Source organism: Streptomyces sp. NPDC098789 (genome assembly GCF_044759975.1).
Lineage (GTDB): Bacteria > Actinomycetota > Actinomycetes > Streptomycetales > Streptomycetaceae > Streptomyces.
In genome coordinates, this window is the sequence record NZ_JBIWAJ010000001.1 from 120,775 (window position 1) to 144,831 (window position 24,057).

Below are 24,057 nucleotides of genomic sequence, written 5' to 3' on the forward strand. Positions count from 1 at the left end.
GGGGACGACATGTCGAAGTGGGCAGCCTGGCTGGGCAGACTCGGAAGAGGGCTGAGCCAGGTCGAGGCGAAGCTGGACGAACGCCGGGCCGAGGTGGAGGCGGAGAACGCGGAACCGGCCCTCGCCGCGGCCGCTCCGGCGCGCGCGGCCACCCGGGGGGCCGGCGCCGAGGCGACCGCGGACCCCGGCGCACCCGATCCGGCGGCGGCGCGCCTGCGGCCCGACCCGGTGGCCGTGGTGCCCTGGGGGATGCGGGTGGCCGCGGAGGTCAGCTGGCGGCTGCTGCTGGTCGCCGGGATGCTCTGGGTCGTGATGAAGGTGATCAGCGAAGTCAGGCTCGTGGTGCTGGCCTTCGCCGCCGCCCTGCTCGTCACCGCGCTGCTCCAGCCCTTCGTGGTCCGGCTGCGCAGGCTGGGCCTGCCCCGCGGGCTCGCCACCGCCGTCACCGCCATCCTCGGCTTCGTGGTCATCGGGCTCGTCGGCTGGTTCGTGGTGTGGCAGGTCATGGAGAACCTCGACCAACTCTCCGCGCGGGTCCGCGACGGCATCGAGGAGCTCAAGCGGTGGGCCCTCAACAGCCCGTTCCACGTGACCGAGCAACAGATCAACGACATCGCCAAGAACCTCAGCGACACCATCGGCACCAACACCCAGGAGATCACCTCCGCCGGGCTCCAGGGCGTCACGGTGATGGTCGAGGTGCTCACGGGCATCCTGCTCGCCATGTTCTCCACCCTCTTCCTGCTGTACGACGGCAAGAAGATCTGGGAGTGGGTGCTCGGCCTGGTGCCCACCGCCGCGCGCGCCGGGGTCGCGGGCGCCGGCCCGCGCGCCTGGCGCACCCTGACCGCCTACGTGCGGGGCACGGTCATCGTGGCCCTCATCGACGCCATCTTCATCGGCCTGGGCCTCTGGTTCCTCGACGTGACGATGGCGGTGCCGCTGGCCGTCTTCATCTTCCTGTTCGCCTTCATCCCGCTGGTCGGCGCGGTCATCTCGGGAGCCCTCGCGGTGGTCGTGGCGCTGGTGACCCAGGGTCCGTTCACGGGCCTGATGGTGCTGGCCGTCGTCCTGGCGGTGCAGCAGATCGAGGGGCACGTGCTCCAGCCCTTCATCCTGGGCCGGGCGGTACGGGTGCACCCGCTCGCGGTGGTGCTCTCGGTGGCCGCCGGTGGCATGATCGCCGGTATCGGGGGCGCCGTGGTCGCCGTACCGCTCGTGGCCGTCACCAACACGGTCGTCGGCTACCTGCGGGTGTATTCCAGGGAACAGGACGCGCAGTTCGGACCGGGCCCGCACGGGGCGACGGCCGTGGACCGGACGGCGGTCGAACAGGGGGAGTAGCGCAGTGATATCCGAGCCCGAGGCCGACGCAGGCTGGACGACGCCCGAGGCGACCGGGTCGGCCGACGGGCCACCGGGGTCGCCCGCGCAGGACCTCGCCGAGGGCCCCGGCAGCGCCGGCCGGGGCACCTCGCGGGGTGGCCGGTGGGCGTGGGCCCTGGGCGGGGCGGTCGTGGCCTCCGCGCTCTGGGCGGGCTCCCTCTACGCGCTCGGGGACCGGCTGGACGCGCCGCCGATGGCCTACGCGCTGCCGGAGAAGCTGTGCGACGTGCTGAAGGCCAAGGCGCTCACCGCCGCCATCGGGGACCTGCGCTCGGGCAGTCCGACCAGCCAGACCTCCGAGCATCCGGCGATGGGCTGGGCGATGTGCATGATGGGCAGCCCGGCCGACACGGACCGGGTCGTCAACTACAACCTGTGGGCGTCCGTGCAACTGCACAAGAAGACCGACCCGGAGCCGGAGTTCGACGTCGAGAGCCCGTGGATGACGCTCAGGAACCCGGGGGACCGGATCTCCGTGCCGGACCTCGGCGAACGGGCCGTGATGGCCCGGACGAGCGACGGCGAGGGGCCCGAGCTGAAGGTGCTGGACGGCGGCGCGGTGTTCTCGCTGTCGCTCGTGTCCGTCAGCGTCAAGGTGCGGGACCCCGGGGCGAGCGACACCGTCGACTACGCCCCGATCGAGGCGGCCATGATCTCCGACATGCGCGACCTGATGGCGGCCCTGAAGAAGTAGCCCCACGCACGAGCAGCCGGACGCACACAGGGCCCCGCGGCCGTGGTGACGGCGGCGGGGCCCTGTGCGGTGCACGCGCGGTGGCGCGGATCCGTGGGGTGTTACACGGTGGCGGTGGCCTCGGCGAGCGCGGCCTCCGCGTCGAGGGTGACCGCGACGGCCTGGATCACCGAGGCGACCTTGAAGGCCTCCTGCACCGTCTCGCGGTCGACGCCGGCCTTGCGCAGGACCTGCTCGTGCGAGTCCAGGCACTGGCCGCAGCCGTTGACCGCGGAGACCGCGAGCGACCACAGCTCGAAGTCGACCTTCTCGACGCCCGGGTTGCCGATGACGTTCATCCGCAGGCCCGCGCGCAGCGTGCCGTACTCCGGGTCGGAGAGCAGGTGGCGGGTGCGGTAGAAGACGTTGTTCATCGCCATGATCGCGGCGGCGGACTTGGCCGCGGTGTAGGCCTCCGCCGACAGGTTCGCCTTGGCCTCCGGCTCCAGCTCACGCAGGACGCGCGGGGAGCGGGCGGCGATCGCGCAGGCCAGGACGGTGCCCCACAGCTGCTGCTGCGAGAGCTTGTCCTGGTTGCCGATGACCGAACCGAGGTTCAGCTTCAGGTCCTTGGCGAAGTCGGGGACGGCCGACTTCAGCGTGTCGAGGGACACGGGTCACTCACCGGCCAGCAGCGCGCCGGCGTCGAGGGTGCCCTCGCCCTTGTTCCAGTTGCAGGGGCACAGCTCGTCGGTCTGCAGGGCGTCGAGGACCCGCAGGACCTCCTTGGGGTTACGGCCCACGGAACCGGCGGTCACCATCGTGAACTGGATCTCGTTGTTCGGGTCGACGATGAAGACGGCGCGCTGGGCGAAGCCGTCCTCGCCCTGGACGCCGCAGTCGCGCATCAGCTCGTGCTTGGAGTCGGCCAGCATCGGGAAGGGCAGGTCACGCAGGTCGGCGTGGTCCTTGCGCCAGGCGTGGTGGACGAACTCGGAGTCGCCGGAGACGCCGAGGAGCTGGGCGTCGCGGTCGAGGAACTCGTCGTTCAGCTTGCCGAAGGCGGCGATCTCGGTCGGGCAGACGAAGGTGAAGTCCTTCGGCCAGAAGAACACCACGCGCCACTTGCCCTCGTAGGCCTTGTGGTCGATCTGGGCGAACTCGCTACCGGCCTCCAGGGAGACACAAGCGGTCAGATCGTACGAGGGGAACTTGTCACCGACAGTGAGCACGCGCACTCCAAGCGGACAGGAAAGTGGCCTTTTTGGGGGCTTTCCGAGGGGGTTGGACGGATCTCACATGCTGGCACACCTGGATTGATTACAGAAATAGCTACTCTTGTGGTGGGTGATCGGAGGTACCTATCAGTGGCTACCAGTAAGAGTGGAATGAAGGGCGCCGTGTCGGCCCCTGCCAAGAGCGGCGCGAAGTCCGGCTCGAAGGGTGGCTCGAAACAGCCCACGCTGGCCCAGCTGCGCGCCTTCGCGGTCGTCGCGGAGCACCTGCACTTCCGGGACGCGGCCGCCGCCATCGGAATGAGCCAGCCCGCCCTGTCCGGCGCCGTCTCCGCGCTGGAGGAGGCCGTCGGCGTACAGCTCCTGGAGCGCACCACCCGCAAGGTGCTGCTCTCCCCGGCGGGCGAGCGGATCGCCGCCCGCGCGAAGGTGGTCCTGGAGTCCATGGCCGCGCTGATGGAGGAGGCCGAGGCGGTACGGGCCCCCTTCACCGGAGTGCTGCGGCTCGGGGTGATCCCCACCGTCGCCCCCTACCTGCTGCCGACCGTCCTCGGGCTCTTCCAGCGGCGCTACCCGCTGATGGACCTCCAGGTGCACGAGGAGCAGACCTCCTCGCTGCTGGAGGGGCTCACCGGCGGGCGCCTCGACCTGCTGCTGCTCGCGGTGCCGCTCGGGGTGCCAGGGGTCACCGAAGTCCCGGTCTTCGACGAGGACTTCGTGCTGCTGGTCCCGCGCGAGCACCCGCTCGCGGGGCGCCGGGACATCCCGCGCGAGGCGCTGCGCGGGCTCCAACTGCTGCTGCTCGACGAGGGGCACTGCCTGCGGGACCAGGCCCTGGACATCTGCCGCGAGGCCGGGCGCGGCGAGGGCGCGGACGTCACCACGACCGCCGCCGGGCTCTCCACCCTCGTCCAACTTGTCGCGGGCGGCCTGGGCGTCACCCTGCTGCCGCGCACCGCGCTGCGGCTGGAGACCACCCGCAACGAGTACCTCGCCACCGGCTACTTCGCCGAACCCGCGCCCTCGCGCCGGATCGCGCTGGCGATGCGGACGGGCACGGCCCGGGCGCAGGAGTTCCGGGCCGTCGCGCAGTCGCTGCGGCACGCGGTGCGCCCGCTCCCGGTCTGGACCGCCGAGTAGGCCGCGGGCCGGCCGCCGGGCGCGGGTGCGGACGTCAGCGAGGGTGTGGGCGCGGGCGCGGGGCCGCGCCGCTCACTCGGTCCGCAGGCCGTCCGGTCGCATCATCCGCAGCAGCGGCGGCAGGCTGAGCAGCGTCACCAGGAGGACCAGGGCGCCGCCGGCCCCGACCATCGCCAGGACCACGTTCCACTCGATCAGCACCGGCAGCCCCGTCATCCGCAACAGGACCGAGCCCAGGGCCAGGCCCACGGCGCTGGCGAGGACCAGGGCCAGCGCGATCGGCAGCGCGGTCTGCCACAGCACCGACAGGCACAGCGTGCCGCGCGGGGTGCCGAAGGCCACCAGCGAGGACAGCAGCCGCGCCCGTTCGCGCAGTTGCTCCAGCTGCGCCACCAGCAGGCTCAGCCCGATCAGCACCAGCACCAGCACGGATCCGATGTACAGGCCGGCCCGGATGGCGTCGTACTGGCCGTTGGTCTTGGCGTACTGGAGCTGGTACGCCCGGGCGAGCGGGTCCGCCCGGTAGGTGGCCGTGCGGACGTTCTCCACCGCGTCCGCCACCGTCGGGTCGAGCATGACGTACACGCTCGCGAAGACCTGCGCGTCGGCCACCCGCGGGGCGGCGGACGGGGTGGTCAGCAGGCCGGTGTTCAGGCCCCCGTCCGGGTCGGGGCGGCTCGCGACCTGCCGGACGGCCTGGGGGACCGTCCACTCGACCGGCTTGCCGTCGTCCGGGTCTCCCGACACGCCGCCCGCGAAGAGCTTGGTGCCGGCCGCGGGCGCGATCCCGGACGACGATCCGTCCGGGTTCGGGCTCCCCGTCAGGGCGAAGGAGTCGCCCTCGGCGCAGGTCTGGATCACCGCGACCTCGCGCAGCGCCTCACAGGTGCCCACGGTGATCTGGACGCTCGACGCGTCGGCCGGCAGCTTGGTGGCGGCGCTGATCCTGGTCAGGGCGACGGCCTTGGTGACGCCTTCGGCCCGCGCGACCTTCGCGGCGATGTCCTCGATCCGCAGGTCGGAGCCGGGCTGGCGGTCCGCGGTCACGGCCATCTGGGCCCGCGCGGGGTCGACGCCGATGAGAGAGGTGTACACGGACTCGGTGCCGGCGAAGAGGATCTGCAGCGCGATGGCCCCGGCGACCGCGACCGCGACGCCGTTGACCAGCCGGGCCGCCGTGCCGCTGGCGACCTGGAGGCGGCGTACGGCGAGCTGCCAGGAGACGGGGCCGCGGGACAGCCGGGACACGCTCCGCTCGACCAGCCAGGGCAGCACGGCGGTGATGCCCACGAGCAGCAGGACGACGCCCGTGCCCACCTGGCCCTGGTTGAAGCGCGCCGGGTCGCCGGAGTTCCGGTTCGCCAGGGGCGCGAGGAGCGCGATCCCGCCGAGCGGCGGCAGCAGCCGCCACCAGATCCGGCGCTTGGCGGGGGGCGCGGCCCGTACGACGCCCAGCGGTTCGATGCCCACGCCGCGCAGGGTGAACAGGGTGACCGCGACCGAGAGCAGCGGTACGGCGACGGCGACGAGCGCCACCAGCCAGGGGCTCGGGTCGAGATCGGCGGGGAAGACGCTGCGCCGCCCCAGCGCCTGGCTGCCGACCAACTGCCGTGAGACGAGGAAGAAGAGGACGCCGAGGCCCAGCCCGAAGACGGACCCGGCCAGCGCCTCGCCCGCGGCGATCCGGCGCACCATCCGGACGTCGGCGCCGACCAGGCGGAGCGCGGCGAGGCGGCGGTCGCGCTGCTCGCCGCCGAAGCGGATGGCGGCGGCGATGAAGACGGTGACCGGCATGAGCAGGGCGACGAAGGTCAGGACGACCATCAGGGCCAGGACCGGGTCGAGCGGGTCGCCCTCGTCGTCGGCGCCGAAGGCGTCGTAGCGCTGGACCTGCCCGTAGCGGGCGCCGTTGGTGCGCAGGTCGTCGGTGCCCGCGTAGAAGAACAGCTCGCCGGGGCCGATCAGGCCCGCATCGCCGATCAGGGTGAAGGACTTGGCCCCGAAGCGCTCGCGGAGCTGCTGCCCGTCGGCGGACTTCAGCAGCGCGTCCAGGGCGGGGGAGACGGCGAACTCGTCGGGGCGGGGGAACCGGGAGAGGCCGGGCGGGGCCGGGGCGTCCGGCCCCTCGGCCTGGATGCGGAACCCCTCGATGGACTTGCGGTGGTACTCCTGGGAGGCCCGCGCGATCAGGAAGGTCTCCGGGCGGGGGCGCTCGGGGCCGGTCAGCGACATGTTCGTGCGGACGTCACCGCGGTCGGTACGGGCGGTCAGTGCGCTCGGCAGCGCGGCCGTGACCAGCAGCAGGGCGACGCCGAGCCCGACGCCGACCCCGGTGAGCAGCGTGCGGGTCCAGCCCTGGCGGCCGCCGTTCAGCGCGAACCGGGCGCCCATGAGCAGGTCGCGGATCCAGCCCTGCGCAGCGGTCATACGATGCGCTCCATGTCCTGCGTCCGACCGTCCCGCACGACCACCTCGCGGTCCGAGAACGCGGCGACCCGGGCCTCGTGCGTGACCAGGACGACCGCGGTGCTGGCGGCCCGCGCGGCTTCGGTGAGCAGCTGCATGACCAGTTCGCCGTTGAGCGTGTCCAGGGCGCCGGTGGGTTCGTCGGCGAAGACCACCCGGGGGCTGGTGACCAGGGCGCGGGCGATCGCGACGCGCTGGCCCTGGCCGCCGCTGGCCTCGCCGGGGCGCTGGGCGGCTATGTCCTCCACCTCCAGCCGGGTCATCCAGGCCAGGGCGGTGGCCTCGGCCTGCTTGCGCTTCACACCGTTCAGGCGCAGCGGCAGGGCCACGTTCTCCAGGCAGGTCAGCTCCGGGACGAGCTGGCCGAACTGGAAGACGAAGCCGAACTCGCTGCGGCGCAGGGCGCTGCGCTGGGCGTCGTTCATGGCGGACAGCTCGCGTCCGGCGTAGGTGATGGTCCCCGCGTCGGGCGCGACGATCCCGGCCAGGCAGTGCAGCAGCGTCGACTTGCCGGAGCCGGAGGGCCCCATGACGGCGACGACCTCTCCGGGGTGGATGGAGAACTCGGCCCCGATCAGGGCGGTGTTGGAGCCGTAGGACTTGTGCAGCCCTTCGGCGCCGAGCAGCGAACCGTCGGGGATCACGGGCGCACCTCGTGGCTGAGTTGGTCCAGGCGGGCCGCGGTCAGCTCCAGCCAGCGCAGGTCGGCTTCCAGGTGGAAGAGGGCGTGGTCGCAGATCAGTTGGGCGGCGAGGTCGCCCTTGCGCTTGCGGTTGGTCAGCAGGCGCATCGTGCGCAGGTGCTCGGCGCGCTGGGTGTCGAGGAGCTGTTCGGCGCTGCGGCCGGTGAGCAGGGCCAGTACGACCTTGGCGTAGAGGGTCGACTGGAGGTAGGACTCGGGCTTCTCCGGGGATCCCAGCCAGACCTCGACGTCGGTGATCCCGGCGTCCGTGATGGTGTACCGCTTGCGCTCCGGACCGTCGCCGCTCTCGACGCCGTCGACCTCGACGAGGCCGTTCTCCAGCAGCCGGGTCATGGTCGCGTGGACCTCACCGTAGGCGAGCGGCCGCCCCTGGCCGAACTTCTCGTCGAAGGCGCGCTTGAGGTCGTAGCCGTCGCGCGGCCCGGCCTCCAGGAGGCCGAGCAGTGTGTGACCTATGGACATGGCCCGACTCTACCCACGGCGCGCACGCCGTCCGCATACGAGGTGTGCGGGGCCGGGAGCGGTGCGCGAACGCCCCCGGCCCGGTGGGGCGGGGGCGTTCGCGCGGGTTCCCTATTCGGGAGCCGCCTTCGGGGGGCGGCCGCGGCGGGGCATGGGGCCCGGTGCGGAGGGGAGCCGGCCGGACTCGGCGAGCGCGCGGCGGAGCAGGAACTCGATCTGGGCGTTGGCGCTGCGCAGCTCGTCCCCGGCCCAGCGGGCGAGGGCGTCGTACACCTGCGGGTCGAGCCGCAGCAGCACCTGCTTGCGGGCCGCGCGCCGGGCCGGGCCGGTGGCCGTCGCGGGTCGGTCGTCCTCGCCGGCCCCGTCGGGGGCCGGCGGCTCGCCGCCCGCCCTCACTGGTAGAGGGTTCCGGTGTTCACGACGGGCTGGGCCGCGCGGTCCCCGCAGAGCACCACCATGAGGTTGGAGACCATGGCGGCCTTGCGGTCCGGGTCGAGGTCCACGACGTCCTCTTCCTGCAGGCGGGTCAGGGCCAGCTCGACCATACCCACGGCGCCCTCGACGATCAGGCGACGGGCCGCGACGACCGCGCCGGCCTGCTGGCGCTGGAGCATGGCCGAGGCGATCTCGGGTGCGTAGGCGAGGTGCGTGAAGCGGGACTCGATGATGTGGACGCCGGCCGCCTCGACCCGGGCGTGCAGCTCGACCGCGAGCTTCTCGGTGATCTCCTCGGCGTTGCCGCGCAGGGAGAGGCCGCCCTCGTCGTGGGCGTCGTAGGGGTACTCGATCGCGATGTGGCGGACGGCGGCCTCGGTCTGGGTCTCGACGAACTCGGTGAAGTCGTCGACCTCGAAGAGGGCCCGCGCGGTGTCCTCCACCTTCCATACGACGACCGCGGCCAGCTCGATCGGGTTGCCGTAGGCGTCGTTGACCTTCAGGACGGCCGTCTCGTGGTTGCGCACGCGGGTGGAGATCTTGTCGCGGGAGGTCAGCGGGTTGACCCAGCGCAGGCCGTCGGTGCGGATCGTGCCCCGGTAGCGGCCGAAGAGCTGGACCACGCGGGCCTCGCCAGGCGCGACCGTGTTGAGTCCGCACATCGCGTAGAGCGAGCCGAGGATGACGACGACGCCGAAGGCGATCAGGCCCGCCTTGGCGCCCACGGCGGTGAGGACGGCGCCGGTCGCGATCAGGCCCGATCCGAGCAGCAGCCCCAGCAGTCCGAGCAGCAGGGCCAGCCCGCCGCCCACGCTCTTCGCGGTGAACTCCCGTACCTGTGGCGCCGGCATTTCAGTGGTCTTCGTCATGGTTCGCCCCGTTTCATTCATGAGGAGCCGGTCGGACTCCCTAGCAAAGTGATATCACTTTTTTGGCGCACCGCAACTCTTCTGGTCTCCTAGGCGTCGGTTCTTATGGTGTGGGTGCTGATTCTCACGTCCGAATTGACCGTTATTGATCAGGATTGTGCAGCCCTTGTCACAGCCTCCGGTGTTAGCTTTCTGAGCTGACGTCGGGGGTAATTGAGCGGAGCGGGAGCGATGGGCCGAGCAGAAGCGCGACGGGCGCAGCAGCAGCGCGGGACGCGGCGTGCGTCGCGCGGTCGCGCGTCGAAGAGCGACCGCGGCAAGAGCGGTGCGGGCGCGGGCAAACGGACCGGCATACGCAGGTTCTTCACCTGGAAGAAGATCCTCGGCACCTTCTTCGGCCTGATCCTGCTCGGCATGGCGGCCCTCGTCGGCCTCTACTTCTACGTCGACGCGCCCAAGCCCAACGAAGAGGCGACGCTCCAGAGCAACGTCTACCAGTGGTCCGACGGCTCCCTCATGACCCGCACGGGCAAGTACAACCGCGAGATCCTGCCCTTCGACAAGGTCCCGGAGGACGTGCGCACCACGTTCATCGCGATCGAGAACAAGAACTTCTACCAGGACCAGGGAATCGACTTCAAGGGTCTGGTGCGCGGGTTCATCTCCACGGTGACCGGCAAGGGCAAGGCCGGTGGTTCGACGATCACGCAGCAGTACGTCAAGAACTACTACCTGAACCAGGACCAGACCGCGACGCGCAAGCTGAAGGAGATGGTGATCGCCCTCAAGACCGACCAGGACATGGACAAGAACCAGATCCTTGAGGGTTACATGAACACCAGCTACTTCGGTCGCGGTGCTTATGGGATCCAGGCCGCCGCCCAGGCGTACTACAACGTCGACGCGCAGAAGCTCACCCTGGAGCAGGGAGCCTACCTCGCCGCCGTCCTGCAGGCCCCCAGCTCCTACGACTGGGCGACCGCGGGCCCCAACGGCAAGCGCCTCGTCATGGGCCGCTTCAACGCGACCCTCGGCAACATGGTCGGCATGGGCAAGCTGGACGAGGCCAAGCGCAAGACCCTGAAGTTCCAGGAGCCCATCAAGCCCAAGCCCACCCCCGGGCGCGAGGGTCAGAAGGGCTACCTGATGGAGGCCGCCGACGCCGAGCTCAACCGGCAGGGCGTCCCCAAGGCTGCGATCGACGCGGGCGGCTGGACGATCAAGCTCAACATCGACAAGAAGAAGCAGGCCGCGCTGGAGAAGGCCGTCAACGACGAGCTGGAATCCAAGCTGGAGCGCAAGAACACCGCGGAGCGCCCGGTCGACCAGAACGTCCAGGCGGGCGCCACCTCCGTCGACCCGAAGACCGGTGCGATTGTCGCCATGTACGGCGGCACCGGCCAGGCCGAGAAGTGGTCCAGCAACGCCCTGCGCACCGACTTCCAGCCCGGCTCGACCTTCAAGCCGGTCGTCCTCGCCACCGCCCTGCAGAACGGCGCCAAGACGCAGGCCGGCAAGCCGATCAACCCGAGCACCCTCTACGACGGCACCAGCGGCCGCCCGGTGGTCGGCAGCGACACTCCCTTCTCCCCGCAGAACCAGGACCAGGAGAACTACTGGGAGATCGGCCACGACGTCACCGTGCAGAGCGCGACCAACTCCTCGGTCAACTCCGTCTACGCGCAGATGACCGTCGACGCGAAGCCGGAGAAGGTCAAGGAGATGGGCCTCGCCCTCGGCATGCGGGACCGCGACGGCTGGCCCGCCGACAAGCCCGCCATGGCGCTCGGCACCATGAGCGCGAGCACCGTCGAGATGGCGGGCGTCTACGCGACCTTCGACCACCACGGCAAGAAGGTCACCCCGTCGATCATCAAGAGCGCGCAGAACCACGCGCGCACCTACAAGCCGGTGGTCCCCATCGGTGACCAGGTGATCGACACCGCGACGGCCGACACCGTCACGAAGGTGCTCACCGGAGTGGTCAGCGACGGCTCGGGCAAGAAGGTCTTCAGCGACGCCTACCAGGCGGCGGGCAAGACCGGTACGACCGAGTCCAACTACGCGGCCTGGTTCACCGGCTACACCCCCGAACTGGTCACCGTCGTTGCGATGTTCGGTGAAGAGGTCAGCGGCGGCAAGCAGACCACCCTGACCGGGACCGCCGGTCTCGGCCGCGCGGGCGGTTCCAGCTTCCCGGCCGCCATCTGGAAGGCCTACACGCTGGCCGCGCTCTCGGGCGTCGACACCAGCAAGTTCGAGCTCCCGGACGCGGACATGGGCACCCCGCCCCCGAGCCCCACCCCGTCCACCTCGGCCTCGACCAGCCGCACCCCGTCGCCCAGCACCAGCCGCTCCTCGTCCGGGTCGAGCAGCCCGAACCCGAGCAGCTCCAGCTCGCGCAGCTCCAGCCCGGACCCCGGCCACTCGTCGCCGGATCCGGGGCACTCCTCGCCGGATCCGGGGCACTCCTCACCGGGACCGACCCGCAGCCAGGGCTTCCCGCCCTTCCCGTAGGCGCCCGCAGGAACGAACGAAGACCGCCGCCCGGCAGCAGGAATGCTGCCGGGCGGCGGTCTTCGTTCGTTCGCCTCCACGGGGCGCCTCTACGGGGCGCGTTCGCGCGCCCGGTCACTGCCGGTCGTGCGCCGCCCCCGGCAGCGCCAGCTCGAACCACACGACCTTCCCGCTGCTCAGCCGGGTGGCGCCCCAGCGCTTCGCCATCCGGTTGACCAGGAACAGCCCGCGGCCGCCCTCATCGGTGTCCCGGGCCCGGCGCTGGCGCGGCAGCTGCGGGGAGTCGTCCCCGACCTCGCAGCGCAGTACGTCCGTACGCAGCAGGCGCAGCGTCACGGGCCGCTCGGCGTAGCGGACGGCGTTGGTGACCACCTCGCTCACCAGCAGCTCCAGGGAGTCGCTCAGCTCCTCCAGGCCCCAACGGGTCAGGGCGCGGCGGGCGAAGCGCCGGGCGCGGCCCGGAGCGGTCTCCTCCGGGTCCAGGAACCAGTACGCGACGTCGCTCGGGGCGATCCCGTCGAAGCGGGCCGCGAGCAGCGCGATGTCGTCGTCCCGGTCGCCCGGCCCGAGCATGTCCAGTACGTCGTCGCAGAGCGCTTCCAGCGGCGGCGGGTGGTCCAGGCCGGTGAGCTGCGCCGTCGTGGCGAGGCGCTCGCGCAGCTGCTCGATGCCGGTCCACACGTCGCGCAGCCGGGACTCGACCAGCCCGTCCGTGTACAGCAGCAGGGTGGCCCCGGCCGGCGCGTCCAGCTCGACGGCCTCGAAGTCGACGCCGCCGACGCCGATGGGGGCGCCGGGCGGCACCCGGAGCACCTCGGCGCGGCCGCCCAGGTGCAGCAGGACGGGCGGCGGGTGGCCGGCGTTGGCGATGGTGATCCGGTGCGAGACGGGGTCGTAGACCGCGTACAGGCAGGTCGCCATCCGGTCCGAGCCGAGCCGCTGGGCCTGCTCGTCCAGGTGGTGCAGCACCTCGGCGGGCGGCAGGTCCAGCTGGGCGAGGGTCTGCGCGGTGGTCCGCAGCTGGCCCATGATCGCGGCGGAGGTCATCGAGTGGCCCATGACGTCGCCGACGACCAGGGCGACCCGGCTGCCGGGCAGCGGTATCGCGTCGTACCAGTCCCCGCCGACCCGGGCCGTCTCGGCGGCCGGGAGGTAGCGGCTGGCGAGCCGGACCCCGGTGGGCTGCGGCAGGCTGTCCGGGAGCATGGTGCGCTGGAGCTCGTCGGCGATGTAGGCCTCGCGGCCGTACAGGACGGCCTTGTCGATGCCGAGCGCCGTGTGGGTGGCCAGCTGCGCGGCGACGAGCAGGTCGTTCTGCTCGAAGGCGGGCCGGTCCGGGGTGCGCAGGAAGACGGCGGCGCCGATGACCCGGCGCCGGCCCCGCAGCGGGGCCAGGATCGCCCGCTGGCCGCGCGGTACGGGGTGGTCCGCGCCCAGCAGCTCGGGCAGCGCGGCGCGCGCCGCGGCGGAGGACCCGAAGACGGGCCGCACCCCGCGCAGCACCTCGGCGAGGGCTCCGCCGGAGCGGATCTCGCACAGCTCGGCCGCGGGCAGGTCGCCCTGCGGGCCGACGAGCGCCAGCTGGCTGAAGTCCAGCTCGCCCCCGGCCCCGGTGACCGCGGAGAGGTCCAGCCCGGCGCCGATGGTGTCGCCGCCGCCGCGCAGGGCGTCGGTGAGGTCGTCGATCGGCCGCAACCGGTCGGTCCGGCGCAGCCTCAGGACGACCGGGCCGATGGGGCGCTCGTCGCCGACCGGCAGCGGATCGCGCAGGTAGACGAGGATCGCGTCGGAGAAGGTGGGCACGGTGGCCCGGCACAGGCCGAGGACGATCTCGTCGAGGTCGATGCCGCGGGCGATCCGGCGGGTGGCGGCGCCGACGAAGCGGAGCCGGTCGCCCTCGCGGCGGGCGGCCCCCGGGTCCGGGACACCGGCTATGCCGCCGGGCTCCCCTGCGGCGGCGCCCCCGACACCCCAGCCGACGCCGGAAGCGGAACCCATTGCGGACGCGCCCGGCGGGCCGCCCGCGGCGGGCGCGGGCCAGGTGTCCGCAGCGGTCTCCGGCGCGGCGGCCGGACCGGTGGCGTCGGGGCGCTCCGGCGCCGCTCCCGCCGCGGCCGCGTTGTGGGCGGCGGCGGCGTCCCGGGAGGGCGCGGTCCCGCCGCGGCGGGCGGCCGGGATCGGGGCGGACCGGTCGGTGTCGGAACCACCACCGCAATCAGTACCGGAACCCGAAGCGGAGCCGGAAGCGGAGTCGGAGCCGGAAGAACTGGAACCGGAGGAGCCGGTGTCGGGCGGGCCCGGCCGGGTGTCCTGGGCGGCCGGGGCCGGGGTCTTGCCGTGGCCCGGGTCGTGACCCTGATCGTGGCCGCTGTCGTGGCCGCGGATGTCGCCCCGGTCGTCGGAGCGGGGACCGGATCCGCCGCCCACGCCGGAAGCTTCCGCACCCCGCCGTGCCGGGCGGGGCCCGGGCAGGTCGGAGCCGCCCGGCGCCGGTGTCGCGGCGGCCGCGGCAGGCTGCGGGCCCTCGTAAGAGGTGGGGTACTCCGTCACGCGTGGCATTCCGTCCGTTTGCGCTGGATGTGCGCTGCACTCAACTCGGTCAGTCGCGGTATACCCGCTCAGCGGCGGGGGCACCGTCGCCCGCGGCACCTCCCCCGGACTTCGTCGGGGGACCCCCGCCTCTCGTTACCTCTCGGTCTGCGTTGACCTCCGGTCAAGTGCCGCGCACAACACGTCAATTACGGGTGTACACCCTCGCATGAAGCCCTGTCTGCACGCTTGCGGAGGCTGATCCTACGTTTGGCACCCTGGGGCGCATCAAGGGTCTCATGAGGTCATATGCGCCGGGGTGCGGTCCCAGTCCTCGGGCAGTACCGGAACGTTCCAGCCCGGATCGGGCCGCCAGTTCTCCCAGCCGGCGGAGAACGGAGCCCCCCACTCCTCGATCAGTCGCACCGCCGCCCGCCCGGCTTCCCGCACCCGCTCGGCCGTCCCCTCGTCGATCAACCCGCAGCGCAGCGCCTGCGCGAACTCGTCCTCGTCCCGCCACGTCCAGGTGCGGTCGGGGTAGACGGAGATGTCGAGGAAGTGGTCCACGGAGTCGATGCCGCCGGACCATCGGGTCCTGGGCTCCTCAAGGTTCACGTACCAGCTCCGGAAACGCCAGCCATGGTCCCAGAACAGCCAGACCGACCACGGATCGCCGGGCCGGGCCAGCTTCAGCACGCCGGCGCCGAACCACCGCGAGCGGGCGGTGGTGCGCGGGGCGGTGTAGCGGGTGGCGAGCGGCTCGTCGTGCACCGAGGTCCCGTCGGCCAGCACCGGCTTGACGAGCTCGGTGTCCGGGGCCATCCACACGGCCAGCAGCTCGGGCGTGTCCTGGACGACCGTCACCGGACGGCAGATGTGGACCGGCCCCTCCGGGCCCGGGGCGTGGTCGCGGTAGCGCCACAGGACGTGTTCCCCGGGGGCCCAACGCGGGCCCGTGGCGGCCTCGTACGCGCCCTGGCGCACGTCGCCGTACGGGCGGCCGCTCGCATCGCCGCGGGCGCCCCCTCGGGCGTCACCGCGCGCCCCGCCGCCCCCGCGGCCTCCGGTACCTGTCATGCGCAGATCTTAGGGCTGGGCCCCCCGCGCCCGCTGCGGTGCAGGTCACGGAGGGGTTCGGGGACGGCATTCGACCGAAATCCGGCCCTCGCCCGAGGAGGCCGTGGGTGGGTCAGGGGTGGGTCATCCGCAGCACGTCAAGGGCCTCGTCGAGCTGCTCCAGGGTGAGCGAGCCGCGTTCGATGTAGCCGGACTCCAGCACGACCTCCCGGATCGTCCTGCGTTCCGCGAGCGCCTTTTTGGCGACCTTGGCCGCTTCCTCATAGCCGATGTAGCGGTTCAGCGGGGTCACCACGGAGGGCGAGGACTCCGCGTACTCCCTGGCCCGGGCCGCGTTGGCGGTGATCCCGTCCACCGTGCGGTCGGCCAGCAGCCGGCTCGCGCTGCCCAGCAGCCGGATCGACTCCAGGAGGTTGCGGGCCATCACCGGGAGCATCACGTTCAGCTCGAAGTTGCCCGCCGCGCCGGCCACGGCGACCGTGGTGTCGTTTCCGGTCACCTGGGCGGCCACCATCAGGACGGCCTCGGCGACGACCGGATTGACCTTTCCGGGCATGATCGAGGAGCCCGGTTGGAGATCCGGGAGATTGATTTCGGCCAATCCGGTGCGTGGCCCCGAAGCCATCCAGCGCAGATCGTTGGCGATCTTCGTGAGCGAGACCGCGATGGTGCGGAGCATCCCCGAGGTCTCCACCAGCGCGTCCCGCGCGCCCTGGGCCTCGAAGTGGTTGCGGGCCTCGGTGAGCGGCAGCCCGGTCTCGGCGGCCACTTCGGCGATGACCGCGGCGGAGAATCCGGGCGGGGTGTTGATCCCGGTGCCGACCGCGGTGCCGCCCAGCGGCAGTTCGGCGAGCCGGGGGAGCGCCGCCCGGAGCCGCTCGACGCCGTAGCGCACCTGGGCCGCGTAGCCGCCGAACTCCTGTCCCAGCGTCACCGGGGTGGCGTCCATCAAATGGGTGCGTCCCGCCTTGACCACCCCGGCGAACTCCTCGGACTTGCGCTCCAGCGCGGCCGCGAGGTGCTCCAGGGCCGGGACCAGCTCGCCGGTGACGGCGGCGGTGGCGGCGATGTGGATCGAGGACGGGAAGACGTCGTTGGAACTCTGCGAGGCGTTGACGTGGTCGTTGGGGTGCACCTCGCGCCCCGACCGCTCGGTGGCCAGGGTCGCGATCACCTCGTTGGCGTTCATGTTGGACGAGGTGCCGGACCCCGTCTGGAAGACGTCCACGGGGAAGTGCGCGTCCCAGCGCCCCTCGGCCACCTCGGCGGCGGCCGACCGGATGGCGTCGGCGACGTCCCGGTCCAGGACGCCCAACTCCGCGTTGACCTTCGCGGCCGCGGACTTGACCCGGGCGAGGGCGGCGATGTGCGCCCGCTCCAGGCGCTGCCCCGAGATGGGGAAGTTCTCCACGGCGCGCTGGGTCTGGGCCCGCCACTTGGCATCGGCGGGGACCAACACCTCGCCCATCGAATCGTGTTCCACGCGGAACCCTGCGGCCTGCTGTTCTTCGGTCATGTTCGTGGCCTCCTCAAAAAGTTGAGCAATTGTCTTGTTCGAAGTGTTCCCAACTCCCCTACCGGCCAGTAAATACCGGGGGTAACACTGACACCGGGGAGACATCCATGGCCCGCACCACACCCAGGCTCAGATCTACCTTCGCCGCGGTCGCGGCGATCGCGGCCGCCCTCGGCGGCGTCACCGCCATCACCCCCATGGCCCAGGCGGCCACCGCCGCCCCGGCCGCGGCGAGCGCCCTGTCGCCCGAACTGGAGGCGATCCGCGCCGCGGAAGCCACCAAGATCTACGGCGACCCGGCGATCCGTCCGCCGGCCGACCGCAGGACCGGGCTGATCTCGCTGGGCGACAGCGAGATCTCGGGCGAGGGCGTCGGCAACTACGACCCCGCGACCAACACCTCGTCCAACCAGTGCCACCGCTCGCCGGACTCGGCCATCCACCGCACCGGCATCCCCGCCGACCTCACCTTCAACGTGGCCTGTTCCGGCGGCTACACCGGCAACATCCGGATCGGCGGCAGCAAGCAGTACGCCGACGAGCTGGTCCAGAGCGACAACCTCGCCATCAAGGCCCGCAACACCCGCATCAAGATGGTGCTGCTGGTCGCCGGGGCCAACGACGACCTCCAGTTCGGCCCCGTCATGACCGACTGCGTGACCCGCTGGGTGCTCAGCCAGGGCACCTGCGAGCCCAAGTACGGGCCGGGCTGGCAGGCCCGGGTGGACGGCCTGCGGCCCAAGGTCGAGTCGACGGTCGCCGACCTCAAGACCGTCATGCGGGACGCCGGTTACGCCGACACCGACTACAAGCTGGTCGTGATGGGCTACCCGAGCCCGATCGGCCCCGACTTCTACGACAACCCGAACTTCCCCGGCAAGCTCCCCGGAGGCTGCGCGGGCTACGACTCGGACGCCGCGTGGGGCCGCAACTACGCGGTGCCCACCTTCGAGAAGGGCATGCGTGCCGCCGCCCTCGCCTCCGGCGCCTACTACCTCGACAACTCGCGCCTCTTCAACGGCCACGAGGTCTGCATGGAGGACACCTGGGCCCGCGGCCTCTACCTGGACCTGGGCGACCACTTCCCGTGGGACGAGAACACCGCCCGGCAGTCCTTCCACCCGAACTACCGCGGCCACGGCGCCTTCGCGTCCTGTCTGACCCAGCTCTACGACTCCGGCCTGCGCGAGGCCTCCTGCGCCGACCCGGCGAGCACCGGCACCCCCGTCCTGCAGGCCGGGGCCTGGGACGACCTGTACAAGCCGCTCAAGAACGAGGCCAACGGCACCTGCGTCGACACCAACGGCGGCTCCAGCGCCAACGGCACCGGGCTCCTCGGCTGGGACTGCCACGGCGGCCGCAACCAGGGCTGGTGGTACGACGCGCCCCGCAAGTCGCTGCACGTCCAACTGACCCAGGACCGCTGCCTGGACGCCCCCGGCGCCAACTACGGCGCGGGCACCGGCCTGATCATCTGGAACTGCCACGGCGGCGCGAACCAGCAGTTCGTCCGCAACGGCGCCACCATCCGCCCGCAGGCCGCCCCCGGCATGTGCCTCACCGTGGGCGCCGCCCACGAAGCCGTGCGCCTGCAGACCTGCACCGGCGCGACGAACCAGCGCTTCGCGTAACACCCGAACCGCCAGCACCCCCGCACCCCCACCCGGCCGGCGCACCCCGGCCGGGTGTTCCCGTTCGATCAGCAGGCGTCGAGCTGGTCCCGCACCTGCCGCGGGCGGTTGGTGATGATCGCGTCCACGCCGAGGCGCAGGCACAGGTCCACGTCCTCGGGCTCGTCGACCGTCCACACCCGTACGCCGAGCCCCGCCGCCCTGAGCCGGTGGTCGGCCCCTGGCGGTGTCGAGGAATGGATACGCTGGCTCGGTCACCCCTTGGAGGACACCGTGACCACACAGCCGGACCATGGCGCGGCGCTGATCCCGCGCCCCGAGCGCACCCCAGAGGCGGTGCGGGTCGCACTGGCCCGCCTCGCCCCGCATCGTCTGGCCGAGCTGGAACGACACAAGGAGAACGCGCTGGCGGCCGCGATCCGCAGTGGGAAGATCGGCCACCTCACGCATTGGCTCGACTGGTGGATGCGGGAGGTCGAGATCGAACGCCGCCCGGACCTCTACCGGCGTCGCGACGACGCTCTGGCCGCGGTCCACCGGACCACCGACAAGGACGATCCGGGCTTCCGCCCCGCCATGGACGCACTGGCCGCCGTCGAGGACGAGGCCGCGCGGGCGGTGAACGAGTGACCTGGCGGTGGGAGTACGACCCCAGCGAGGCGCACGTCGTCGGAGGTGCTCCACCCGCGTTCGTGGTGGAGGTCGAGAAGGCCGCCGACGAACTCGTACGAGCGGCGGAAGCCCTCTACCTCGATGGCACCGCTTACCGGGAAATCGGGCCCAGGGGCGCCGTCATGGACCTTGACGACGGCATGTTCGTCTACCTGATCGTCCCCAGGAGCGAATGCGTGTACATCCGTCAGGTGACCTGCCTCTAGCCGGGGCGGGCGCGGACACCGCGCCCCGGTGGGTGGGGTCAGGCCAGGCCCGGGCCGCGGACCGGGATGTGGGTGAAGGTGGGCTCCGGGGCCGGGTTCTGGAAGAAGTCGTTGCCCTTGTCGTCGACCACGATGAAGGCCGGGAAGTTCTCGACCTCGATCTTCCAGACCGCCTCCATGCCGAGCTCCTCGTACTCCAGGACCTCGACCTTCTTGATGCAGTCCTGCGCGAGGCGGGCCGCCGGGCCGCCGATCGAGCCGAGGTAGAAGCCGCCGTGCGTCCCGCAGGCGTCCGTGACCTGCTGCGAGCGGTTGCCCTTGGCCAGCATCACCTTGGAGCCGCCCGCCGCCTGGAACTGCTCGACGTAGGAGTCCATCCGGCCGGCCGTGGTCGGGCCGAAGGAGCCGGACGCGTAGCCCTCGGGGGTCTTCGCCGGGCCCGCGTAGTAGACCGGGTGGTCCTTGAGGTACTGCGGCATCGGCGCGCCCGAGTCCAGCAGCTCCTTGATCTTGGCGTGCGCGATGTCGCGCGCCACGACCAGCGGGCCGGTCAGCGACAGACGGGTCTTGACCGGGTGCTTGGTCAGGGTCGCCAGGATCTCGTCCATCGGCCGGTTGAGGTCGATGGAGACCACGTCCGCCGAGTCGTCCAGGTGCTCGTCGGTGGTCTCCGGCAGGAAGCGCGCCGGGTCCCGCTCCAGCTGCTCCAGGAAGACGCCCTCCGCGGTGATCTTCGCGGTGGCCTGGCGGTCCGCCGAGCAGGAGACCGCGATGGCGACCGGGAGGGACGCGCCGTGGCGGGGGAGGCGGACCACGCGGACGTCGTGGCAGAAGTACTTGCCGCCGAACTGGGCGCCGATGCCGATCTTCTGGGTCAGCTCGAAGACCTGCTGTTCCAGGGCCTCGTCGCGGAAGCCGTGGCCCAGCGGCGAACCCTCGGTCGGCAGCTCGTCCAGGTAGTGCGCCGAGGCGTACTTCGCGGTCTTGAGCGCGTGCTCCGCCGAGGTGCCGCCGACCACGATCGCCAGGTGGTAGGGCGGGCAGGCCGCCGTGCCCAGCGAACGGATCTTCTCCTCCAGGAACTTCATCATGGAGGCCTCGTTGAGGACCGCCTTGGTCTCCTGGTAGAGGAAGGACTTGTTCGCCGAGCCGCCGCCCTTGGCCATGAAGAGGAACTTGTACGCGCCGCCGTCGGTCGCGTACAGCTCGATCTGCGCGGGCAGGTTCGAGCCGGTGTTCTTCTCCTCCCACATGGTGATCGGGGCCATCTGCGAGTAGCGCAGGTTGAGGCGGGTGTAGGCGTCGTAGATGCCGTGGGACAGGGCCGCTTCGTCGGCTCCTGACGTCAGCACGTTCTGGCCGCGCTTGCCCATCACGATCGCGGTGCCGGTGTCCTGGCACATCGGCAGCACGCCCGCCGCCGCGATGTTCGCGTTCTTGAGCAGGTCCAGCGCCACGAACTTGTCGTTCGCGCTGGCCTCGGGGTCGTCGATGATGCGGCGCAGCTGCGCGAGGTGCGCGGGGCGCAGGAAGTGCTGGATGTCGTGGATGGCCTCTTCGGCGAGCGCGCGCAGCGCCTCGGGCTCGACCTTGAGGAACGTACGGCCGTCGGCCTCGAAGGTGGAGACGCCCTCCGCGGTCACCAACCGGTAGGGGGTGGTGTCCTCGCCCAGGGGCAGCAGGTCGGTGTACGCGAACTCCGGCATCGTGTGGCCAATCCTCACTCGGCAGACAGCGCTGGCGCCCAATTGGCAGCGCAGTCCTCCAGCGTAGGACCTCTTTCCCCGGCTCCGTCTGTGAGGTAAGGCTCACTCAGCAGTATCGCGATCTATCGTGTCTCGCTATGCTGGGGGCGTGGACCTCGAAAAGCACCCCGCCGCGCCCGCGCCCGCAGCCGAATCCGCGCCCGTCGCGCTGCGCGCTTCCGACGCCGACCGTGACCGCATCGCGCAGATCATCGGCGACGCCCTCGCCGAGGGCCGGCTGACCGCGGAGGAGCACTCGGAGCGCCTCGACGCCCTCTACGCCGTCAAGACCGTCGCCGAGCTGGAGGTGCTGGTCCGGGACCTCCCGGCCGCTCCGGGGGCAGCCTACGCCGCCGCCGCGCCCGCTTCCGGTCCGGCCTGGCCGGTTTCCGGACCGCCCGGTGGCGGTTACGTCGAGAACGTGGTGGCGGTGTTCAGCAGCTCCACCCGCAAGGGCCGCTGGCGCCCGGCGTCCCACACCCGGGCCGTCTCGGTCCTCGGGGACATCACCATCGACCTCACCGAGGCCGTCTTCGAGCAGCAGGTCACCGAGATCAACGTGACCTGCGTCCTCGGCAACGTCGAGGTCAAGGTCCCGGAGAACGTCACCCTGCGGGGGTACGGCAGCGGGGTCCTCGGCAACTTCGAGGTGCACGGCGAGGGGGAGTCCGTCGCCGACCCGCAGGCGCCCGTCGTGATCGTGCGCGGCTTCACCGTTCTCGGCAACATCGAGGCCCGCCGCAAAATGGGCTCCCGCCTCGTCGACCTCGCGGAGAGGTTCCGCAAGCGACTGGAGGGCTGAGCCGTCTCGTCCGGATCACGGCCGAATGGTTCCGTTTGGCTTCCGGATGCAGCGGATTCCGGTCGAACTTCCCCCGGGTGGCACAGAGTGCATAGGGGGGCGTACAGCGGGTAGGGACAGGTGCATCGTCTCTCGCTCGCGAATACGTCGTCAGGAGTAGACCGTGCAGCATCCGCCGCATCAGTCCCTGCAGGTAGCCACCGTGCAGAGCGTTCGGGGTATCCCGGGCCCACGGACGCCCGCGAGGGAAGAGGACGGCCCATGGCACGCGGAGGCGGTGTGCCGCCGGGATGAGGCGGGCCTCTTCTTCGCCCCCTCCAAGGAGCCCACCGCGGCCCGGCTGGCCCGCGAGGAGGCGGCCAAGCGCGTCTGCGCCCGCTGCCCCGTGATGGTCGCCTGCCGGGAACACGCACTGCTCCAGCCCGAGCCCTACGGCGTGTGGGGCGGTCTCACCGCCGCCGAGCGCCGCGTGGTGCTGGCCCGCCGCCGGCGCCGGGCGGCCGAGCTGCGCCAGGGTCCGGGCTCCGAGCCGATCGCCGCCGCGGGCTGATCGGGCCTGCCGCCGGAGCCGCCGGAGCCGCCGGAGCCGCCGGGTCCGTCCGTCCGCCGGGCGGGTCGGCGCGGCGCCGCCGTCGGGACTCCGTCCCGGACCCCGCGACTCGAACGCCGGCGGGGCTGGAAGCGGCCCGCGCGGTCCCCTGGGCGTGCTGGAGGGGCGGTCACCGCCGCACGCGGTGGCCGCCCCTCCAGTCGTGCCGGCCGCAGGCCTACTGCGCGCGGTCGAAGTCGATCGCGCTGTACGCCCGCAGCTTCGACAAGCGGTGGGTGGAGTCGATCTGCCGGATCGTGCCCGACTTCGACCGCATGACCAGCGAGGACGTGGTCGCGGTCGCGGAGCGGTAGTGGACGCCGCGCAGCAGCTCGCCGTCCGTGATGCCGGTCGCGACGAAGAAGACGTTGTCGCCGGAGACCAGGTCGTCGGTGTGCAGGACCCGGTCCAGGTCGTGGCCCGCGTCGATGGCCTTCTGGCGCTCGGCCTCGTCCTTCGGCCACAGCTTGCCCTGGATGGTGCCGCCGAGGCACTTGATGGCGCAGGCCGAGATGATGCCCTCGGGGGTGCCGCCGATGCCGAGGAGCAGGTCCACGCCGGTGCCCTCGCGGACCGCCATGACCGAGCCCGCGACGTCGCCGTCCGAGATGAACTTGATGCGGGCGCCGGTCTCGCGGATCTCCTTGACGATGCCCTCGTGGCGGGGGCGGTCCAGGATGACGACGGTGACGTCCTCCACGGCCATGCCCTTGGCCTTGGCGACCCGGCGGATGTTCACCGAGGCGGGGGCGTTGATGTCGACGAAGTCGGCGGCCTCGGGGCCGGTGACCAGCTTCTCCATGTAGAACACCGCGGACGGGTCGAACATGGTGCCGCGGTCGGCGGCGGCCAGGACGGCGATCGCGTTCGGCATGCCCTTGGCGTTCAGGGTGGTGCCGTCGATCGGGTCGACGGCGATGTCGACCTCGGCGCCGGTGCCGTCGCCGACCCGCTCGCCGTTGAAGAGCATGGGGGCTTCGTCCTTCTCCCCCTCGCCGATGACGACGACGCCGTTCATCGAAACGGTGGAGATCAGGGTGCGCATGGCATTGACCGCGGCGCCGTCGGCGCCGAGCTTGTCGCCGCGCCCGACCCAACGGCCCGCGGCCATGGCGGCGGCCTCGGTGACCCGGACGAGTTCCAGGGCGAGGTTGCGGTCGGGTGCCTCCGGAGAGACTTCGAGCTGGGGCGGCAGGTTGTGCTCGGTCATCGGAGCGCACCTTTCTGTACGGCGACGGCCGGAAGTGAGGGTCCTGGAACTCTATCGGTACGTCGATAAATTGAGCAGGGCGGGGCACGTATGAGCGGTATATCGGTCAGCGTATTGGCCTGAGCGGACGGATCGGGTCCGCCGTCGCGCCCCGCGCGGCCCCGCCGGGGCGACCCTGGTGATGATCGCGTACC

The 24,057-nt window shown here is 71.7% G+C and carries 21 protein-coding genes and 1 pseudogene; 9 read left to right on the plus strand and 13 right to left on the minus strand.

The window, feature by feature from the left end:
• Positions 1-9: 9 nt before the first annotated feature.
• Positions 10-1,344, plus strand: coding sequence for an AI-2E family transporter (locus tag ACIQWR_RS00625; protein ID WP_404003807.1), 1,335 nt, complete (start codon positions 10-12; stop codon positions 1,342-1,344).
• Positions 1,345-1,348: 4 nt separating this feature from the next.
• Positions 1,349-2,080, plus strand: a complete 732-nt coding sequence (locus tag ACIQWR_RS00630; protein WP_404003810.1) for a hypothetical protein — start codon at positions 1,349-1,351, stop codon at positions 2,078-2,080.
• 101 nt (positions 2,081-2,181) lie between these two features.
• Here the strand turns inward: ACIQWR_RS00630 and ACIQWR_RS00635 are convergent, their stop codons facing one another.
• Positions 2,182-2,733: an alkyl hydroperoxide reductase gene (locus ACIQWR_RS00635; RefSeq protein WP_385782390.1), complete on the minus strand. Its 552-nt coding sequence runs from the start codon at positions 2,731-2,733 to the stop codon at positions 2,182-2,184.
• A 3-nt stretch (positions 2,734-2,736) separates the two neighbouring features.
• The gene (locus ACIQWR_RS00640) at positions 2,737-3,291 is read right to left on the minus strand and encodes a peroxiredoxin (RefSeq protein ID WP_399259802.1); all 555 of its coding nucleotides are present in this window, start codon (positions 3,289-3,291) and stop codon (positions 2,737-2,739) included.
• A 168-nt stretch (positions 3,292-3,459) separates the two neighbouring features.
• Here ACIQWR_RS00640 and ACIQWR_RS00645 point away from each other — a divergent pair, with 168 nt between their 5' ends.
• A complete protein-coding gene (locus ACIQWR_RS00645) occupies positions 3,460-4,434 on the plus strand; it encodes a hydrogen peroxide-inducible genes activator (RefSeq protein ID WP_404003813.1) in 975 nt (324 codons plus the stop codon).
• A 72-nt stretch (positions 4,435-4,506) separates the two neighbouring features.
• Here the strand turns inward: ACIQWR_RS00645 and ACIQWR_RS00650 are convergent, their stop codons facing one another.
• From ACIQWR_RS00650 to ACIQWR_RS00670, 5 genes are all read right to left on the minus strand, one after another.
• Positions 4,507-6,861 carry an FtsX-like permease family protein gene (locus tag ACIQWR_RS00650; RefSeq protein WP_404003815.1) on the minus strand — a complete coding sequence of 785 codons (2,355 nt, stop codon included), beginning with the start codon at positions 6,859-6,861 and terminating at the stop codon, positions 4,507-4,509.
• On the minus strand, positions 6,858-7,544 hold the full coding sequence (locus tag ACIQWR_RS00655) for an ABC transporter ATP-binding protein (protein ID WP_399259808.1): 687 nt from the start codon (positions 7,542-7,544) through the stop codon (positions 6,858-6,860). The genes ACIQWR_RS00650 and ACIQWR_RS00655 overlap by 4 nt, the downstream gene beginning before the upstream one ends.
• Positions 7,541-8,065 (minus strand): PadR family transcriptional regulator, encoded by a 525-nt coding sequence (locus ACIQWR_RS00660; protein WP_399259810.1) that lies wholly within the window; start codon positions 8,063-8,065, stop codon positions 7,541-7,543. The genes ACIQWR_RS00655 and ACIQWR_RS00660 overlap by 4 nt, the downstream gene beginning before the upstream one ends.
• A gap of 111 nt (positions 8,066-8,176) precedes the next feature.
• Positions 8,177-8,461, minus strand: a complete 285-nt coding sequence (locus ACIQWR_RS00665) for a hypothetical protein (RefSeq protein WP_404003818.1) — start codon at positions 8,459-8,461, stop codon at positions 8,177-8,179.
• Complete coding sequence (locus ACIQWR_RS00670) at positions 8,458-9,369, minus strand: SPFH domain-containing protein (protein ID WP_404003820.1); 912 nt, start codon at positions 9,367-9,369, stop codon at positions 8,458-8,460. Before ACIQWR_RS00670 ends, ACIQWR_RS00665 begins: the two co-directional genes overlap by 4 nt.
• A 231-nt stretch (positions 9,370-9,600) precedes the next feature.
• Here ACIQWR_RS00670 and ACIQWR_RS00675 point away from each other — a divergent pair, with 231 nt between their 5' ends.
• A complete protein-coding gene (locus tag ACIQWR_RS00675) occupies positions 9,601-11,886 on the plus strand; it encodes a transglycosylase domain-containing protein (protein WP_404003822.1) in 2,286 nt (761 codons plus the stop codon).
• A 114-nt stretch (positions 11,887-12,000) separates the two neighbouring features.
• Here ACIQWR_RS00675 and ACIQWR_RS00680 read toward each other — a convergent pair whose 3' ends face one another.
• The 3 genes from ACIQWR_RS00680 to ACIQWR_RS00690 form a co-directional block, all read right to left on the minus strand.
• Positions 12,001-14,436 carry a SpoIIE family protein phosphatase gene (locus ACIQWR_RS00680; RefSeq protein WP_404003824.1) on the minus strand — a complete coding sequence of 812 codons (2,436 nt, stop codon included), beginning with the start codon at positions 14,434-14,436 and terminating at the stop codon, positions 12,001-12,003.
• Positions 14,437-14,712: 276 nt separating this feature from the next.
• On the minus strand, positions 14,713-15,492 hold the full coding sequence (locus ACIQWR_RS00685; RefSeq protein WP_404003826.1) for a DUF402 domain-containing protein: 780 nt from the start codon (positions 15,490-15,492) through the stop codon (positions 14,713-14,715).
• Positions 15,493-15,604: 112 nt separating this feature from the next.
• Positions 15,605-17,008 carry a class II fumarate hydratase gene (locus tag ACIQWR_RS00690; protein ID WP_404003830.1) on the minus strand — a complete coding sequence of 468 codons (1,404 nt, stop codon included), beginning with the start codon at positions 17,006-17,008 and terminating at the stop codon, positions 15,605-15,607.
• Between the two features lie 107 nt (positions 17,009-17,115).
• Between ACIQWR_RS00690 and ACIQWR_RS00695 the strand changes: the two genes are divergently transcribed.
• Entirely contained in the window at positions 17,116-18,639 is a 1,524-nt protein-coding gene (locus ACIQWR_RS00695) for a ricin-type beta-trefoil lectin domain protein (protein WP_404003832.1), read from the plus strand.
• A gap of 68 nt (positions 18,640-18,707) precedes the next feature.
• Here ACIQWR_RS00695 and ACIQWR_RS00700 read toward each other — a convergent pair.
• Positions 18,708-18,863, minus strand: a pseudogene (locus tag ACIQWR_RS00700) (glycerophosphodiester phosphodiesterase); the annotation flags it as partial.
• Between the two features lie 49 nt (positions 18,864-18,912).
• Here ACIQWR_RS00700 and ACIQWR_RS00705 point away from each other — a divergent pair.
• Together ACIQWR_RS00705 and ACIQWR_RS00710 are read left to right on the plus strand one after the other, a co-directional pair.
• Positions 18,913-19,269 carry a DUF6247 family protein gene (locus ACIQWR_RS00705; protein WP_404003835.1) on the plus strand — a complete coding sequence of 119 codons (357 nt, stop codon included), beginning with the start codon at positions 18,913-18,915 and terminating at the stop codon, positions 19,267-19,269.
• Positions 19,266-19,517 carry a hypothetical protein gene (locus tag ACIQWR_RS00710; RefSeq protein ID WP_404003837.1) on the plus strand — a complete coding sequence of 84 codons (252 nt, stop codon included), beginning with the start codon at positions 19,266-19,268 and terminating at the stop codon, positions 19,515-19,517. Before ACIQWR_RS00705 ends, ACIQWR_RS00710 begins: the two co-directional genes overlap by 4 nt.
• A gap of 38 nt (positions 19,518-19,555) precedes the next feature.
• Here ACIQWR_RS00710 and ACIQWR_RS00715 read toward each other — a convergent pair whose 3' ends face one another.
• On the minus strand, positions 19,556-21,223 hold the full coding sequence (locus ACIQWR_RS00715; RefSeq protein WP_404003839.1) for a fumarate hydratase: 1,668 nt from the start codon (positions 21,221-21,223) through the stop codon (positions 19,556-19,558).
• 148 nt (positions 21,224-21,371) lie between these two features.
• Between ACIQWR_RS00715 and ACIQWR_RS00720 the strand changes: the two genes are divergently transcribed.
• Both ACIQWR_RS00720 and ACIQWR_RS00725 read left to right on the plus strand, forming a co-directional pair.
• Positions 21,372-22,064 (plus strand): DUF1707 domain-containing protein, encoded by a 693-nt coding sequence (locus tag ACIQWR_RS00720; RefSeq protein ID WP_404003841.1) that lies wholly within the window; start codon positions 21,372-21,374, stop codon positions 22,062-22,064.
• Positions 22,065-22,227: 163 nt separating this feature from the next.
• Positions 22,228-22,614 carry a WhiB family transcriptional regulator gene (locus tag ACIQWR_RS00725; protein ID WP_354379663.1) on the plus strand — a complete coding sequence of 129 codons (387 nt, stop codon included), beginning with the start codon at positions 22,228-22,230 and terminating at the stop codon, positions 22,612-22,614.
• A 217-nt stretch (positions 22,615-22,831) separates the two neighbouring features.
• On the opposite strand, the gene glpX is transcribed toward ACIQWR_RS00725, so the two are convergent.
• A complete protein-coding gene (gene glpX / locus ACIQWR_RS00730; protein WP_399259831.1) occupies positions 22,832-23,863 on the minus strand; it encodes a class II fructose-bisphosphatase in 1,032 nt (343 codons plus the stop codon).
• Positions 23,864-24,057: the final 194 nt, after the last annotated feature.

Excerpts from the sequence above, each read along its gene's own strand:
- glpX (WP_399259831.1), bottom strand. The coding sequence starts at position 23,863 with ATGACCGAGCACAACCTGCCGCCCCAGCTCGAAGTCTCTCCGGAGGCA.
- ACIQWR_RS00685 (WP_404003826.1), bottom strand. The coding sequence starts at position 15,492 with ATGACAGGTACCGGAGGCCGCGGGGGCGGCGGGGCGCGCGGTGACGCC.
- ACIQWR_RS00660 (WP_399259810.1), bottom strand. The coding sequence starts at position 8,065 with ATGTCCATAGGTCACACACTGCTCGGCCTCCTGGAGGCCGGGCCGCGC.
- ACIQWR_RS00695 (WP_404003832.1), top strand. The coding sequence starts at position 17,116 with ATGGCCCGCACCACACCCAGGCTCAGATCTACCTTCGCCGCGGTCGCG.
- ACIQWR_RS00625 (WP_404003807.1), top strand. The coding sequence starts at position 10 with ATGTCGAAGTGGGCAGCCTGGCTGGGCAGACTCGGAAGAGGGCTGAGC.
- ACIQWR_RS00690 (WP_404003830.1), bottom strand. The coding sequence starts at position 17,008 with ATGACCGAAGAACAGCAGGCCGCAGGGTTCCGCGTGGAACACGATTCG.
- ACIQWR_RS00670 (WP_404003820.1), bottom strand. The coding sequence starts at position 9,369 with ATGACGAAGACCACTGAAATGCCGGCGCCACAGGTACGGGAGTTCACC.
- ACIQWR_RS00650 (WP_404003815.1), bottom strand. The coding sequence starts at position 6,861 with ATGACCGCTGCGCAGGGCTGGATCCGCGACCTGCTCATGGGCGCCCGG.
- ACIQWR_RS00675 (WP_404003822.1), top strand. The coding sequence starts at position 9,601 with ATGGGCCGAGCAGAAGCGCGACGGGCGCAGCAGCAGCGCGGGACGCGG.
- ACIQWR_RS00715 (WP_404003839.1), bottom strand. The coding sequence starts at position 21,223 with ATGCCGGAGTTCGCGTACACCGACCTGCTGCCCCTGGGCGAGGACACC.